At 70.3% G+C, this 14,042-nt stretch carries 14 protein-coding genes and 1 pseudogene; 8 read left to right on the plus strand and 7 right to left on the minus strand.

Annotation, left to right across the window (positions count from 1 at the left end; genetic code table 11):
• A pseudogene (locus ACXJKG_RS12835) lies at positions 1-446 on the minus strand (NYN domain-containing protein); the annotation flags it as partial.
• Positions 447-562: 116 nt separating this feature from the next.
• Between ACXJKG_RS12835 and ACXJKG_RS12840 the strand changes: the two are divergent.
• Entirely contained in the window at positions 563-2,473 is a 1,911-nt protein-coding gene (locus ACXJKG_RS12840; RefSeq protein WP_456846146.1) for a DEDD exonuclease domain-containing protein, read from the plus strand.
• An 8-nt stretch (positions 2,474-2,481) separates the two neighbouring features.
• Complete coding sequence (locus tag ACXJKG_RS12845; RefSeq protein WP_456846147.1) at positions 2,482-2,763, plus strand: Lrp/AsnC family transcriptional regulator; 282 nt, start codon at positions 2,482-2,484, stop codon at positions 2,761-2,763.
• 74 nt (positions 2,764-2,837) lie between these two features.
• On the opposite strand, the gene trpD is transcribed toward ACXJKG_RS12845, so the two are convergent.
• The gene (trpD, locus tag ACXJKG_RS12850) at positions 2,838-3,896 is read right to left on the minus strand and encodes an anthranilate phosphoribosyltransferase (protein ID WP_456846148.1); all 1,059 of its coding nucleotides are present in this window, start codon (positions 3,894-3,896) and stop codon (positions 2,838-2,840) included.
• Positions 3,893-4,330: a hypothetical protein gene (locus tag ACXJKG_RS12855; protein ID WP_456846149.1), complete on the minus strand. Its 438-nt coding sequence runs from the start codon at positions 4,328-4,330 to the stop codon at positions 3,893-3,895. The genes trpD and ACXJKG_RS12855 overlap by 4 nt, the downstream gene beginning before the upstream one ends.
• 302 nt (positions 4,331-4,632) lie before the next feature.
• Here ACXJKG_RS12855 and ctaE point away from each other — a divergent pair, with 302 nt between their 5' ends.
• The 5 genes from ctaE (at position 4,633) to ACXJKG_RS12880 (ending at position 9,654) form a co-directional block, all read left to right on the plus strand.
• On the plus strand, positions 4,633-5,280 hold the full coding sequence (gene ctaE / locus ACXJKG_RS12860) for an aa3-type cytochrome oxidase subunit III (RefSeq protein WP_456846150.1): 648 nt from the start codon (positions 4,633-4,635) through the stop codon (positions 5,278-5,280).
• 69 nt (positions 5,281-5,349) lie between these two features.
• A complete protein-coding gene (gene qcrC / locus ACXJKG_RS12865; protein WP_456846151.1) occupies positions 5,350-6,135 on the plus strand; it encodes a cytochrome bc1 complex diheme cytochrome c subunit in 786 nt (261 codons plus the stop codon).
• Entirely contained in the window at positions 6,132-7,172 is a 1,041-nt protein-coding gene (gene qcrA, locus ACXJKG_RS12870; RefSeq protein WP_456846152.1) for a cytochrome bc1 complex Rieske iron-sulfur subunit, read from the plus strand. Before qcrC ends, qcrA begins: the two co-directional genes overlap by 4 nt.
• A complete protein-coding gene (gene qcrB / locus ACXJKG_RS12875) occupies positions 7,169-8,905 on the plus strand; it encodes a cytochrome bc1 complex cytochrome b subunit (RefSeq protein WP_456846153.1) in 1,737 nt (578 codons plus the stop codon). The genes qcrA and qcrB overlap by 4 nt, the downstream gene beginning before the upstream one ends.
• Positions 8,906-9,027: 122 nt before the next feature.
• On the plus strand, positions 9,028-9,654 hold the full coding sequence (locus ACXJKG_RS12880) for a superoxide dismutase (RefSeq protein WP_456846154.1): 627 nt from the start codon (positions 9,028-9,030) through the stop codon (positions 9,652-9,654).
• 58 nt (positions 9,655-9,712) lie between these two features.
• Here ACXJKG_RS12880 and ACXJKG_RS12885 read toward each other — a convergent pair whose 3' ends face one another.
• The 4 genes from ACXJKG_RS12885 to ctaC form a co-directional block, all read right to left on the minus strand.
• Complete coding sequence (locus ACXJKG_RS12885) at positions 9,713-10,099, minus strand: META domain-containing protein (RefSeq protein ID WP_456846155.1); 387 nt, start codon at positions 10,097-10,099, stop codon at positions 9,713-9,715.
• Between the two features lie 92 nt (positions 10,100-10,191).
• Complete coding sequence (locus ACXJKG_RS12890) at positions 10,192-10,590, minus strand: cytochrome c oxidase subunit 4 (protein ID WP_456846156.1); 399 nt, start codon at positions 10,588-10,590, stop codon at positions 10,192-10,194.
• Positions 10,587-12,395, minus strand: a complete 1,809-nt coding sequence (ctaD, locus tag ACXJKG_RS12895) for an aa3-type cytochrome oxidase subunit I (protein ID WP_456846157.1) — start codon at positions 12,393-12,395, stop codon at positions 10,587-10,589. The genes ACXJKG_RS12890 and ctaD overlap by 4 nt, the downstream gene beginning before the upstream one ends.
• Positions 12,395-13,276, minus strand: a complete 882-nt coding sequence (gene ctaC / locus ACXJKG_RS12900) for an aa3-type cytochrome oxidase subunit II (RefSeq protein WP_456846158.1) — start codon at positions 13,274-13,276, stop codon at positions 12,395-12,397. Before ctaC ends, ctaD begins: the two co-directional genes overlap by 1 nt.
• Before the next feature lie 245 nt (positions 13,277-13,521).
• Between ctaC and ACXJKG_RS12905 the strand changes: the two genes are divergently transcribed.
• A partial coding sequence (locus ACXJKG_RS12905; RefSeq protein ID WP_456846159.1) for an aminotransferase class V-fold PLP-dependent enzyme occupies positions 13,522-14,042 on the plus strand: 521 nt, incomplete at its 3' end.

The following is a 14,042-nucleotide window of genomic DNA, read 5'->3' on the forward strand; positions in this document are numbered from 1 at the left end:
GCGCGCAGCCGGTCCGCCTCGACCTGCGCGCGCTCCAGCCGAGCACGCGACTGGGCGGCGTCCGCGTCGGTGGCGACCTCGACCGGCGGCAGCATCTCGCGCCAACCGGGCGCCTTGAGGAGCCAGGCGCCGACGGCAGCGGACAGAGACGGCTCCGGGAGCTCCTGCGAGTCGGGTCCGACCTCGGCCGCCAGGTCGGGGTTCGCCTGCGCCCAGACGCGGGCCACACGGGCACGGAAGGAGTCGTCCTGCAGGGCCGCCCAGAGGGGACCGGCGCCGGCCGACGCACGCCGGCGGGGGGCGAACCGGTGGACGGCGCGCAAGGACGGCGGGACCTCCGCGGGCTCGGCAGCGCCCAGCGCGTCGGCCGCGACGGCGACGAGGGCGGTCCGCAGCGGCGCCGGCACCTCGACGGCGTCGTCGCCGGTCCCGTCCACGCTGCGCATGCCCAGCACCCTAGGCGGTCGGTGGGTGCTCCCGATCCGCGCGCGCCGCGGGCGGGTCTGYGACGCACCGGGCGAGGAGCGAGGTCGTGTCGGTGGGCGTAGGTAGCGTCCCAGCCATGTCGCCCGTCCGCCGCCTGCGCCCCGTCTGGGCGGACGCCACCCCCGACCCCGCGGCGCGCCCCGTGCAGCCGAGCCTGGACGACCTGGGAACCCCGTTGTCGGACGTCGTGTTCGTCGTCGTGGACCTGGAGACCACCGGCGGCACACCCGCGGACTCGGCCATCACCGAGATCGGCGCGGTCAAGGTGCGCGGCGGCGAGGTGCTCGGCGAGTTCCAGACGCTGGTCGACCCCGGCGGACCCGTCCCGGCCTTCATCCAGGTGCTCACGGGCATCACCACCACGATGCTCATCGGCGCCCCGCCCATCGAGGAGGTGCTGCCCAGCTTTCTCGAGTTCTCCCGCGGCGCCGTGCTCGTCGCGCACAACGCCCCGTTCGACATCGGGTTCCTCAAGGCCGCCGCCGCACGCACGGGCCACGCCTGGCCGGGCAACAAGGTCGTCGACACCGTCCGGCTCGCCCGCCGCGTCGTCACGCGCGACGAGGCGCCGAACCACAAGCTCTCCACGCTCGCGGGCCTGTTCCACGCCACGGTGACGCCCAACCATCGGGCACTGTCCGACGCCCGGGCGACCGTCGACGTGCTGCACGCGCTGCTGTCGCGGATGGCCCCCCTCGGCATCACGCACCTCGAGGACCTCGCCTCGGCCACGGACCCGGTCCCGGACGACGTACGGCGCAAGCGCACCCTCGCCGACGGCCTCCCGGACGGCCCGGGCGTGTACCTGTTCCGCGGACCCGGCGACGAGATCCTGTACGTCGGCACGTCCACGACGTCGCTGCGCCAGCGGGTGCGGTCGTACTTCACGTCGGCCGAGAAGCGCAGCCGGATGATCGAGATGGTGCGCGTCGCCCACCGCGTCGACCCGATCCCGTGCGCGACGCCGCTCGAGGCCCGCATCCGGGAGCTCCGCCTCATCGCCGCGCACTCCCCCCGCTACAACCGCCGGTCCCGGTTCCCCGAGCGCATGCCGTGGGTCCGCCTGACGTCCGAGCCGTACCCGCGCCTGTCGGTGGTGCGCGACGTCAAGGACGAGGTCGGCGCGACGTACATCGGTCCGTTCTCGTCGGCGTCCACCGCCCAGCTGGCCGTCGACGCGCTGCACGAGTCCTTTCCCATCAGGCAGTGCACCCGCCGACTGCCCCTGCTCGCACCCGCCGGCRCGTCCGCCTGCGTCCTGGCCGAGATGGGCAAGTGCGGCGCCCCGTGCACGGGCCACCAGTCGCCGGTCGACTACGCCGACGTCGTCGACCGCGTCCGGCACGCGATGCTCGCGGACGCCAYCCCCGTCGTCGAGGCGCACGCCGACCGGATCGCCTGGCTCGTCGCGCAGGAGCGGTTCGAGGAGGCCGCGATCGTCCGGGACCGGCTCGGTGGGTTCCTGCGCGGCGCGAGCCGGGCGCAACGGTTCGCCCCGCTCGCGGCGTGCCCCGAGCTGGTCGCCGCGCTGCGTGCCGACGACGGCGGCTGGGAGCTGGTGCTGGTGCGCTACGGCCGGCTCGCGGGGACCGCACGGGTCGACCGCCGGACCGACCCCCGGCCGGCCATCGCGACCCTGCAGGCCACGGGCGAGCAGGTCGAGGCCCCGGTCGCCCCCGCGCCCGCCGCGCACCCCGAGGAGACCGACCTGGTGCTCGCGTGGCTGGAGAAGCCCGGCGTCCGGCTCGTCGCCGTCGACACGCCCTGGGCCTGCCCGGTCCGGGCCGCCGAGTCGCTCGGCGACCCGGCGACGGCCGTCGCGGCGCTGGTCAGGCCGCACCTCGCCGCGGAGGGTAGCCGGCTCATCCAGCTGGTGACGGCCCCCGCCGAGCGGGAGCTGGACATCGCCGAGGCCCGCCCCGTCACCCTGGAGACCGACGACGCGCGGGTGATCCCGATCGGCATCCGCGCGCCCCGCACGGCATGATGACGAGCATGCTGACCGCCATCGTGCTCATCGACTCGGACGCCTCGCGGATCCCGGAGGTCGCCGCCGCGATCGCCGACATCCCGGGCGTCAGCGAGGTCTACTCCGTGACGGGCGAGGTCGACCTCATCGCCATGGTCCGCGTGCGCGAGCACGACGAGCTGGCGGACGTCATCGCGGACAAGGTGAGCAAGATCGAGGGCGTCCTGCGCACCCAGACCTACATCGCGTTCCGCACGTACTCGCAGCACGAMCTGGAACAAGCCTTCGCCCTCGGGCTCGAGGACTGATCCGCAGCGCAACGAAGGATCAGTCCGACCACAAGCACAGGGACTGACCCGCAGCGCAACGGGGGCTGAGAGCCCTACGCGCTGCTGGCGGCCCGCCAGCGCGCCAGGACGTCCGCGGCGGCTCCGCTGTCCAGCGACCGACGTGCGTGCTCGCTCCCGGCGGTCAGGCGCTCGACGAGGCTGCCGTCCGCGGTGCCCGGCAACGTGCCGTCCGCCACCAGCGCGGCGGCGGTGTTGAGCACGACGGTCTCGCGCACCGCTCCGGCGCGTCCGGCCAAGAGCTGCCGCGCGACGTCGGCGTTGTAGTCGGCCTTGGCGCCGCGCAGCTCCGCGAGGTCGATCCGCGCGACGCCCAGCTCGGCCTCCCAGTCGACGACGGACTCGGTCACGCCCCCGTCGCGCACCTCCCAGATCCGCGTGGGACCGGTCGGCGCGATCTCGTCGAGGCCGTCCTCGCCGCGGAACACCAGGGCGCTGGCCCCGCGCTGCGCGAGGACCCCGGCCATGAGCGGAGCCATCCGGGCGTCAGCGACACCGATGGCCCCCGAGCGGGGCTGCGCGGGGTTGGTCAGCGGGCCGAGGAAGTTGAAGGCCGTCCCGATGCCCAGCTCGGTGCGCGCCGCGGCGGTGTGCCGGAACGACGGGTGGAACACCTGCGCGAAGCAGAACGTGATGCCGACCTCGGTGGCCAGCTCCGCGACGCGGGCGGGCGGGTGGTCCAGGCGGATGCCGAGCTCCTCGAGGACGTCGGCGGACCCGGACGAGGACGACGCAGCGCGGTTGCCGTGCTTGACCACGGTGATCCCCGCGCCGGCGACCACGAGGGCGGACATGGTCGAGATGTTCACGGTGTGCGAGCGGTCCCCGCCGGTGCCGACGATGTCGAGGGTGCGACCGGGCACGGTGATGCGGACGGCGTGCTCGAGCATGGTGTCGGCCAGCGCCGTGAGCTCGGCGACGGACTCGCCCTTGGTCTTCAGCCCGATCAGGAACGCGGCCACCTTGGGCGTGGAGGCCGCGCCGCTCATGATCTCGGCCATGGCCCACGACGTCTGCGCGACCGAGAGGTCCCGCCTGGCCGTGAGCGTCGCGAACAGGTCGGGCCAGGTGGGCGCCGCCGGCGCGTCGGTCATCGGGTGACGGCCTGCGCCTCGACGAGTGCCGCGACGGCCCCGTGCAGCTCGACCGGGTCGAGCGGGCGGCTGACGACGGCGTCGGCGTTGGACCACGAGGCGAGCCACGCGTCCTGCGGGCGGCCGGTGAGCACCAGCGTCGGCGGGCAGCGGAAGATCTCGTCCTTGAGCTGGCGGGCGAGCCCGAGGCCACCGACCTTGTCGGCCTCGCCGTCGAGGATCAGCAGGTCCAGCCCGCCGCCCTCAGTGGTCGCGATGACGGCCGCTGCGGTGGCCACCTCGACCCACTCGATGTCGCCGGCACCGCGCCGAAGTCGTCGGCCGACGGCGAGCCGCACCTGTGCACGGGCGTCGACGTCGTCGCTGTACAAGAGGATCCGCGGGCCGGGGGTGGCCGCTGCGGGACGGGGCTGGGCCGTGCTGGTGGAGCTCATGGAGAGGCGTCCTCACTCGTCGTCGACGTGCGTCCGAGGGCATCTTGGCACGGCTCGTCCCGGCTCGGCGGGGAGGCCCGCGATCGGGTCGCCCGGACGCATAGCACGCAGGCCGCGGCGCGCCGCACAAAGCGACGCGTCGACGGGCCGCGACGGGCTCGTCGACACGCCCGGACGGGGCGGCGTTCCGCATGATTCCCGGCCGTCTTCTCGCGCGCGCGGCCGCCGATCCTGACGGTGTGACATTTACCTGTGGCCACACTGAGGGTCCAACGTCCCATGCGGGGTCGTCATCAGCCATAATGACGAACGTGTCGACCGCAACGGCTGCCCCGCGCACCAGCCCCCACGTGAGCGTCAACCGACCGAACCCCGTCTCGGTGGGGACGATCGTCTGGTTGGCCAGCGAGCTCATGTTCTTCGCAGGCCTCTTCGCCATGTACTTCACGCTTCGTGGAGCGGCGCCCGAGGCCTGGGCGGAGAACACCCCGAAGCTCAACGTCACCTTCGCGGCGATCAACACCACCGTCCTGGTCCTGTCATCGGTGACGTGCCAGATGGGCGTGTGGGCCGCCGAGCGGTTCCAGCCCGTGCGGACCGGATCGATCTTCCAGGTGAACCGCTGGGGCATGAACGAGTGGGTGACCCTGACCTACCTCATGGGCGCCTTCTTCATCGGCGGCCAGATCTACGAGTACGCCGGGCTCGTCAGCGAGGGCCTGACCATCTCGTCCAGCCCGTACGGCTCGGTCTTCTACCTGACGACCGGCTTCCACGGCCTGCACGTCGTCGGCGGTCTGCTCGCCTTCCTCTTCCTGCTCGGTCGCTCCTTCAGCGCCAAGCGCTTCGGCCACCACGAGGCCACCACCGGCATCGTCACGTCGTACTACTGGCACTTCGTCGACGTCGTGTGGATCGCGCTCTTCGCGGTCATCTACCTCTTGAAGTAAGGCGTGCCGGGCGGCCTCGCCCGACACTCCCAGACCCCCATCCCCCATGTGCGAGACGAGGATCGATCCGTGAAGGCACTCGCAGCCCGCAGGCAGGACCGGCGTGCGCCGATCGTGCTGCTCCTGCTGGCGCTGCTGCTCACCGGTGGCCTGTACGCGGTGCTGGCACCGACGTCGGCCGACGCGGCGCCGGTGAAGGCGAGCACCGACGACATCGCGACCGGCGAGAAGCTGTTCCAGGCCAACTGCGCCACGTGCCACGGACCGACTGCGTCCGGCACCGACAGCGCCCCCTCCCTCATCGGCGTGGGCGCCGCGGCGGTCGACTTCCAGGTCGGCACCGGGCGGATGCCCATGCAGATGAACGGCCCGCAGGCGCAGGTCAAGCCGGTGCAGTTCAGCCAGGACCAGATCAACCAGCTCGCCGCGTTCGTCGCGTCGCTGGGTGCCGGCCCCGCGATCCCGACGGCGGAGCAGGTCGACCCGAGCCTCGGTGACCCGGCCAACGGCATGGCGATCTTCCGCACCAACTGCGCGATGTGCCACAACGCCGTGGGTGCCGGCGGTGCCCTCTCGCAGGGCAAGTTCGCCCCCAACCTGTGGTCGACGACGCCCACCCACCTGTACGAGGCCATGCTGACCGGCCCGCAGTCGATGCCCGTGTTCAACGACGCGAACATCACCCCCGAGGAGAAGCGCGACATCATCGCGTTCATCGACCTGCAGGGCGGCGCGTCCCCCGGCGGTCTCGACCTCGGTGCCCTCGGCCCGGTGAGCGAGGGCCTGTGGGCCTGGGTCGTCGGCATGGGCCTGCTCATCGGCGCAGCAGTCTGGATCGGAGCGAAGTCCTCGTGAGCAACCACGAACCCGGCCACGAGGCCAGCAACGAGATCACCACCCAGACCGCGGGCACGCTGCCCGACCGGTTCGAGGACCCGGGCCACCCGGAGCACCACGACCGCCTGGGTGACAACGACCCGAAGGCGAACAAGAAGGCCGAGCGGCAGGTCGTCTTCCTCTTCGCGATCTCCGTCATCGCGACGATCGGCTTCCTGGTGGCGTACTTCGCGCTGCCGCCGGGCGAGACCGTCGAGTCGATGCGGCGCTCGAACCTCGCCCTCGGCATCGGGCTGGCGCTCTCGCTCCTGGGCATCGGCTTCGCGGCCGTGCACTGGGCCAAGGCGCTGATGAACGACCACGAGAAGTCCGAGGAGCGTCACCTCCAGCGCAGCGACGACGAGACGCGCGTCGCCGCCGTCGAGGTGCTCAAGGAAGGCGCTGCGGACTCGGCCATCGGCCGGCGCGGCGTCCTCCAGGGGGCCATGATCTCGGCGCTTGCGCTGTTCCCGCTGGCGATCATCGTGCCGCTCATCGGCAGCGTCGGTGAGGACTGGAACGTCTCCAWGTTCCGCCACACCATGTGGAAGAAGGGGACCCGCCTCGCGACGGACCCGACGAACCGCCCGATCAAGGCGGCCGACGTGACCATCGGCTCGGTCTTCCACGTGATCCCCGAGGGGCTCGAGGAGGCTGAGTTCCCGCTGGACGAGAAGGCCAAGGCCGTCGTCCTGCTGGTCCGCCTGGACCCGTCGGAGCTCAAGGAGTCCGAAGAGAAGAAGTCTTGGTCCTACAACGGGATCGTCGCATACTCGAAGATCTGTACCCACGTGGGTTGTCCGGTCGCGCTGTACGAGCAGCAGACTCACCACCTCCTGTGCCCGTGCCACCAGTCGACGTTCGACGTGGCGGACGGAGCGAAGGTCGTGTTCGGACCGGCGAAGCGGCCCCTGCCGCAGCTGCCGATCACCGTCGATGACGAGGGCTACCTGATCGCGCAGAGCGACTTCAACGAGCCCGTCGGCCCGAGCTACTGGGAGCGTCTGACGAAATGACGACGACAGCCACCCCCACCCCCGTCGAGAAGCTCGCCGCGGGCACGGCGGACTACCTGGACCAGCGGACCGGCGTCGGCACCGCGGTCAAGACGTTCGCGCGCAAGATCTTCCCCGACCACTGGTCGTTCCTGCTCGGTGAGATCGCGCTCTTCAGCTTCATCACGATCCTGATCTCGGGCGTGTTCCTCACGATGTTCTTCGTGCCGAGCATGAACGAGGTGCACTACGACGGTCCGTGGGCCGCCTTGCAGGGCGTGCAGATGTCCGAGGCCTTCTCCTCGACGCTGCGGCTGTCCTTCGAGGTCCGCGGCGGCCTGCTGATGCGGCAGATCCACCACTGGGCCGCGCTGATCTTCATGGCCGCGATCGTCACGCACATGATGCGCGTGTTCTTCACGGGCGCGTTCCGCAAGCCTCGCGAGGTCAACTGGGTCGTCGGCTTCCTGCTGCTGATCCTCGGCCTGGCCGCCGGCTTCTCGGGCTACTCGCTCCCCGACGACGTGCTCTCCGGCAACGGCCTGCGCATCACGGACGGCGTCGTCCGGGCCATCCCGATCATCGGCAGCTACACGTCGTACTTCATCTTCGGCGGCGAGTTCCCCGGTCAGGACCTGATCCCCCGCCTGTTCACGGTGCACATCCTGCTGGTGCCCGGGATCATCCTGGCCCTCATCGGCCTGCACCTGTTCTTCGTCGTGCTGCACAAGCACACGCAGTACCCGGGCTCGGGCCGGACGAACCAGAACGTCGTCGGCTACCCGCTGTTCCCGATCTACGTGGCGAAGGCCGGCGGCTACTTCTTCACGGTGTTCGGCATCATCGCGCTGATGGCGGCGACGATGACGATCAACCCCGTCTGGAACTACGGACCGTACGACCCGTCGCCCATCTCGGCCGGCGCACAACCCGACTGGTACATGCTGTTCCTCGAGGGATCCCTGCGCCTCATGCCAGGGTTCGCCGAGGTCGTGATCGGCCACTGGACGCTGTCGCTCAACGTGATCATCCCGGCCATGGTCGTGCCGGGGATCCTGTTCACGCTGCTCGCCGCGTACCCGTTCATCGAGGCGGCCGTCACGGGCGACCGGAGCGAGCACCACGTGCTCGACCGTCCGCGCAACCGGCCGTTCCGCACCGCGTTCGGCGTCTCGCTCCTGACGGCGTTCTTCATCCTGGTGCTGGCGGGCTCCAACGACCTCATCGCGACGCACTTCCACCTGTCGATCAACGACATCACGTGGGCGTTCCGGGCGCTGATCTTCCTCGGCCCGTGGTTCGCCTTCTGGGTGACCAAGCGGATCTGCCTCGGCCTGCAGCGCAAGGACCGCGAGCTGGTCCTGCACGGCCACGAGACCGGACGCATCGTGCGGTTCGCCAACGGTGAGTACATCGAGGTGCACAAGCCGCTGGACGCCCACGAGCGCTGGCTGCGGGTGCAGCACGACGCGATCCGTCCGCTGGAGATCGAGCCGGCGGAGGACTCCCGGGGCGTGCGCCGCAAGGGCTACGCGCTCGACCGGATGCGCCAGCGCCTGTCGCAGACGTTCTACGAGGACCGCGTCGAGCCCGTCACGCCGGCGGAGCTGGCGGCGTCGCACTCGCACGGCGAGCACGACGCCATCGGGACCGGCGAGGAGCACGCGCCGGCCGAGCTGGCGGGCGCCGTCGGCGGCGGCCAGCACCTGGTGGATCCGCAGGATGAGACGGCCCCCGACGGGCGGAATCGCTGATCCTGAGCAAGAGTTGACCGTGGAGCCGGGCGGCTCGCCTTCGCGGCGGGCCGCCCGTTTCTTCGTACAGAGCGGGCCGCAGCACGCGGTCCTGGACCGACGCAGGAGAGGTGTACTCACGCATGGCTGACTACTCGCTTCCGGATCTGCCCTACGACTACTCGGCTCTCGAGCCGCACATCTCGGGTCGCATCATGGAGCTGCACCATGACAAGCACCACGCCGCCTACGTGACCGGGGCCAACACGGCGCTCGAGAAGCTCGCGGCGGCCCGCGCGGCCGACGACTTCGCCGCGGTGAACCTGCACGAGAAGAACCTCGCGTTCARCCTCGGCGGCCACGTCAACCACTCGGTGTTCTGGCAGAACCTCTCCCCCGACGGCGGCGACAAGCCGACGGGCGAGCTGGGCGCGGCGATCGACGAGTTCTTCGGCTCGTTCGAGGCCTTCCAGAAGCACTTCGCCGCCAACGCGATCGGCATCCAGGGCTCCGGCTGGTCGATCCTCGCGTGGGACTCCATCGGCCAGAAGCTCGTCATCGTGCAGCTCTACGACCAGCAGAGCAACATCGCGCTGGGCCTGGTCCCCGTCGTCGTCCTCGACATGTGGGAGCACGCCTTCTACCTCGACTACGTCAACGTCAAGGCGGACTACGTCAAGGCGTGGTGGAACATCGTCAGCTGGGCGGACGCTGCTGCCCGCTTCGACCGCGCGCGCACGCAGACGGCCGGGCTCATCGTCGCCGTCTGACGCACGTCACGCCGAGGGCCGGCACCCCGATGGGGTGACCGGCCCTCGGCATGCCCGACTACTTCGTCTTCTGCAACGTGCCGATCGTCTTGCCGCCGTCGTCCAGCACGGTCATCTCGTCCCCGGACACGGTGGCCGACGTGGCGCTGGAGAGCCACGTGTCGACGTCCGCGCAGGCCATCATCGTCGCCGCGAAGGGTCCGAACTCGATGGTCGAGCCGTCGATCTTCCACGTGCCGTTCATCTGGTTGCAGCCGTCCGACCCGTTGACCTTCCCGCTCTCGATCAGCTGGAGGTAGACGAGCGGCGCCGACTTCGGCTGGGACCACTCCCCCGTGACGTCCTTGGAGGACAGCGGGGCGGCCGAGCCCGAGTCGTCGGAGCTGCTCGCACAGCCCCCGAGCAACGCGACTGCCAGCGCTGCGAGAAGGACGGGTCGAGTCACGAATGCTGACGAATGCCTCATTCCGCCGACGCTAGCGCAGACGACGCAAGAACGCCCCCACCGGAACCGGCGGGGGCGTTCTCGTGATGTCGTCAGTGCGCGTGCTGCCCGCGGGAGAACTCGAACACCCAGCCGACCAGGCCGATCACGCCGAACGCGATCCCGATGTACGAGAGCCACCACCCGACGGCGAGGCCGGCGAACGTGATCGCCGCGGACACCCCGAGCACCAGCGGCCACCAGCTCCAGGGGCTGTACACGCCCTGGTCGCCGGCGCCCTGCTCGATCTCACCCAGCGGGTCGTCCTCGGGACGCTCGTCGATGCGGCGCGCGAGCAGCGCGAAGTAGGCGCCGATCATGCCGACCAGGCCGCCGACCAGCGGGATGCCGACGGTGCCGACGGGCTCGCCGTGGCTCCAGGCCGCGTAGATGAGGCCGACGGGGACGAAGAACAGYACCCCGTAGAGGAAGAGCTTGGTCTCGAACTTCATCGCGTGCCCTCCTCGTCCGTCTCCGGACGGTCCTCGACGATCGTCGCGGTCGACTGCTCGGGCTCACCCGTGCCGTTCACCACGCGCTCGGTTGCCGTGCCGGTCTCCCCGCGACGGTCGGCCTCCCAGTCGAACGCTCCGGGATTGGGCTCGACGTGGTCCATGGCGGCGACCTCGGGGTGGTGCAGGTCGAACGCGGGGCGCTCCGAGCGGATCCGGGGCAGCGACGTGAAGTTGTGCCGCGGCGGCGGGCAGCTGGTGGCCCACTCGAGCGAGGCGCCGTAGCCCCACGGGTCGTCCACCGTGACCAGCGGCGCGTTGCGCCATGTCGTGTAGACGTTCCAGAGGAACGGCAGCGTCGAGGCCGCGAGGATGACGGCGCCGATGGTCGACAGCTGGTTCATCCACGTGAAGCCGTCGTCGGGCGAGTAGTCGGCGTACCGACGCGGCATGCCCTTGACGCCCAGCCAGTGCTGGATGAGGAACGTGGTGTGGAAGCCGATGAACAGCATCCAGAAGTGGACCTTGCCCAGGCGCTCGTCGAGCATCCGGCCGGTCATCTTGGGCCACCAGAAGTAGAAGCCCGCGAACATGGCGAACACGACGGTGCCGAACACCACGTAGTGGAAGTGGGCGACCACGAAGTACGAGTCCGACAGCGAGAAGTCGAGCGCCGGGCTGGACAGGATGATGCCGGTCAGGCCGCCGAAGAGGAACGTGACCAGGAAGCCGATCGTCCACAGCATCGGCGTCTCGAACGTGAGCTTGCCGCGCCACATCGTGCCGATCCAGTTGAAGAACTTCACACCGGTGGGCACCGCGATGAGCATCGTCATGAACGAGAAGAACGGCAGCAGCACCGAGCCGGTGACGTACATGTGGTGGGCCCACACGGTCACGGACAGGGCGGCGATCGCGATCGTCGCGTAGACCAGGCCCTTGTAGCCGAAGATCGGCTTGCGGCTGAACACCGGCAGGATCTCGGTGATGATGCCGAAGAACGGCAGCGCGATGATGTAGACCTCGGGGTGCCCGAAGAACCAGAACAGGTGCTGCCAGAGGATGGCGCCACCGTTCTCCGGGTTGAACACCTGGGCTCCGAGGCGCCGGTCCGCACCGAGCGCGAACAGCGCGGCGGCCAGCGGCGGGAACGCCATGAGCACTAGCAGCGACGTCACCAGGGTGTTCCAGGTGAAGATCGGCATGCGGAACATCGTCATGCCGGGCGCGCGCATGGTGACGATCGTGGTGATGAAGTTGACGGCGCCGAGGATGGTGCCGAAGCCGGCGAGCGCGAGGCCGAAGACCCAGAGGTCACCGCCGACGCCCGGCGAGTACACCGTGTTGGACAGCGGTGCGTAGGCGAACCAGCCGAACGACGCGGCGCCCTGGGGCGTGAAGAACCCGGCGCCGGCGATGGTGCCGCCGAAGAAGAACATCCAGTACGCGAGCATGTTGAGCCGCGGGAACGCGACGTCGGGCGCACCGATCTGCAAAGGCATGATCACGTTGGCGAAGCCCGCGAACAGGGGCGTCGCGAACAGCAGCAGCATGATGGTGCCGTGCATCGTGAACGCCTGGTTGTACTGCTCACGGGACTGGAAGATGTCCATGCCCGGCGCGAACAGCTCGGCGCGGATGAGCAGCGCCAGGATGCCGCCCACGGCGAACCAGACGAACGACGTGATCAGGTACAGATACCCGATCGTCTTGTGGTCGGTCGAGGTGATCCACTTGATCACCGTGCGGCCGAGGGTCTGGCGCGAGGGCGCCAGTCCGGGGATGTGCTCCGCGACGGCGGCCATCACTTATCGCCTTCCTTCGGAGCGCTGTCCAGGTCCTGCTGGCGGCTGTACTCGAGTCCGAGCGAGCCTTCCTGCCCCTTGGCCTTGAGCTCCTCGATGTGCGCGTCGTAGTCCTCGCGTGACACGACCTTGACGTTGAACAGCATCGACGAGTGGTACTCGCCGCAGAGCTCGGCGCACTTGCCCAGGTAGTCGCCGATCTGCGTCGGCGTGACCTGGAACGTGTTCGTCTTGCCCGGGATCATGTCCATCTTGTAGAGGAACGCGGGGACCCAGAACGAGTGGATGACGTCGCGGGAGTCGAGCGTGAACTCGACCCGCTCGTTCACCGGGAGGTAGAGCGTGACCTGGTCCTTGAGGACGCCCGTGCCGGCGCTGCCCACGTTCTGCGCGTGCTGGCCGGTGTCGTAGGCGTCGTCGTCGAGGTAGTTGAAGTCCCAGCTCCACTGCTTGCCGATGACCTGGACGTGGATGTCCGCGTCGGCCGCGGTGTCCTGGATCGCGGTCGTGTCGCGGTTCGTGTAGTAGAAGAGCACCCCGACCATGATGATCGGCAGGATCACGTACATGATCTCCAGCGGCACGTGGTACCGGAGCTGCACGGGGAGGGTGTCGTCACCCTTGCGCTTCCGGTAGACCGCGACGCACCACAGGATCAGGCCCCAGGTGATGAGGCCGACGACGAGCGCGGCGATCCACGAACCGACCCAGAGGTTGGTGATGCGACCGGTCTGGTCGGTGATCTCGGCGTCGGAGTTGCCGGGGAGCCAGCCGCGCTGCACCTCGGCGGAGCATCCGCTGAGCGCGACGGCGACGACGGCAAGCAGGCCGGCCAGCAGCAGGGCTGGTCGTCGCGTGCGACGGGGGGTGTCCGGGTGCAACGGGGGGACCTCTCACTCGCGTCCCGGCGCCGCCCTGCGTTGCTGCAGGCACCACCCGGGACCTTCGTCCTCGACGTGTGCAGCCTAGCGCGCCGTCCCCGTCCTTTCGTCCTGACGACACCCCTTGACGACACCGTGTCAGCACCATCACACCGCGGCTCCTTCACACGACCCGACGGTGCCGAGCGGCCGCTGGGCCCGTCGTCCCGCGCCTGGTCACGGCTCCACGGGGTTACGGTGCCCCGGTGAGCAGCCAGCCCGACCGTGGTCCCGCCGACACCGGGGCAACCGATCCTGTGACGCACGCCACTGCCCGTCGGGTCGTCCTCGACGCCGGCGGCCGCGCGCCCCTGCTGCCCGAGGCCCGCACGGCGTTCCTCGAGGCCCTCGATYAGGGCTGGGCGGACCCCCGCCGCCTGCACGCCGAGGGCCGCCGGGCGCGGATGCTGCTCGACGGCGCCCGCGAGGCGATCGGCGCCGTCGTCGGCGCTCGGACGCAGGAGGTCGATCTCGCCCCGTCGCACACCGCGGCCCTGCACGGGGCGGTGCGGTCGGTGGCACGCGGCCGACGTCGCAGCGGCGCCGACGTCGTCGTCGGCGCGGTCGAGCGGGCAGCCGTGCTGAACGCCGCCGACTTCGCGGGGAACCGGGTGACCGTGCCGGTGGACGCGCTCGGGCGGGTCGACGGTGAGGCCTTCGCCGCCGCGCTGGCACGGCCCGGCGTGGTCGTCGCGGCCCTGCAGCACGCGAACGGCGAGGTCGGTAC

The organism is Cellulomonas sp. P5_C6 (genome assembly GCF_054049635.1).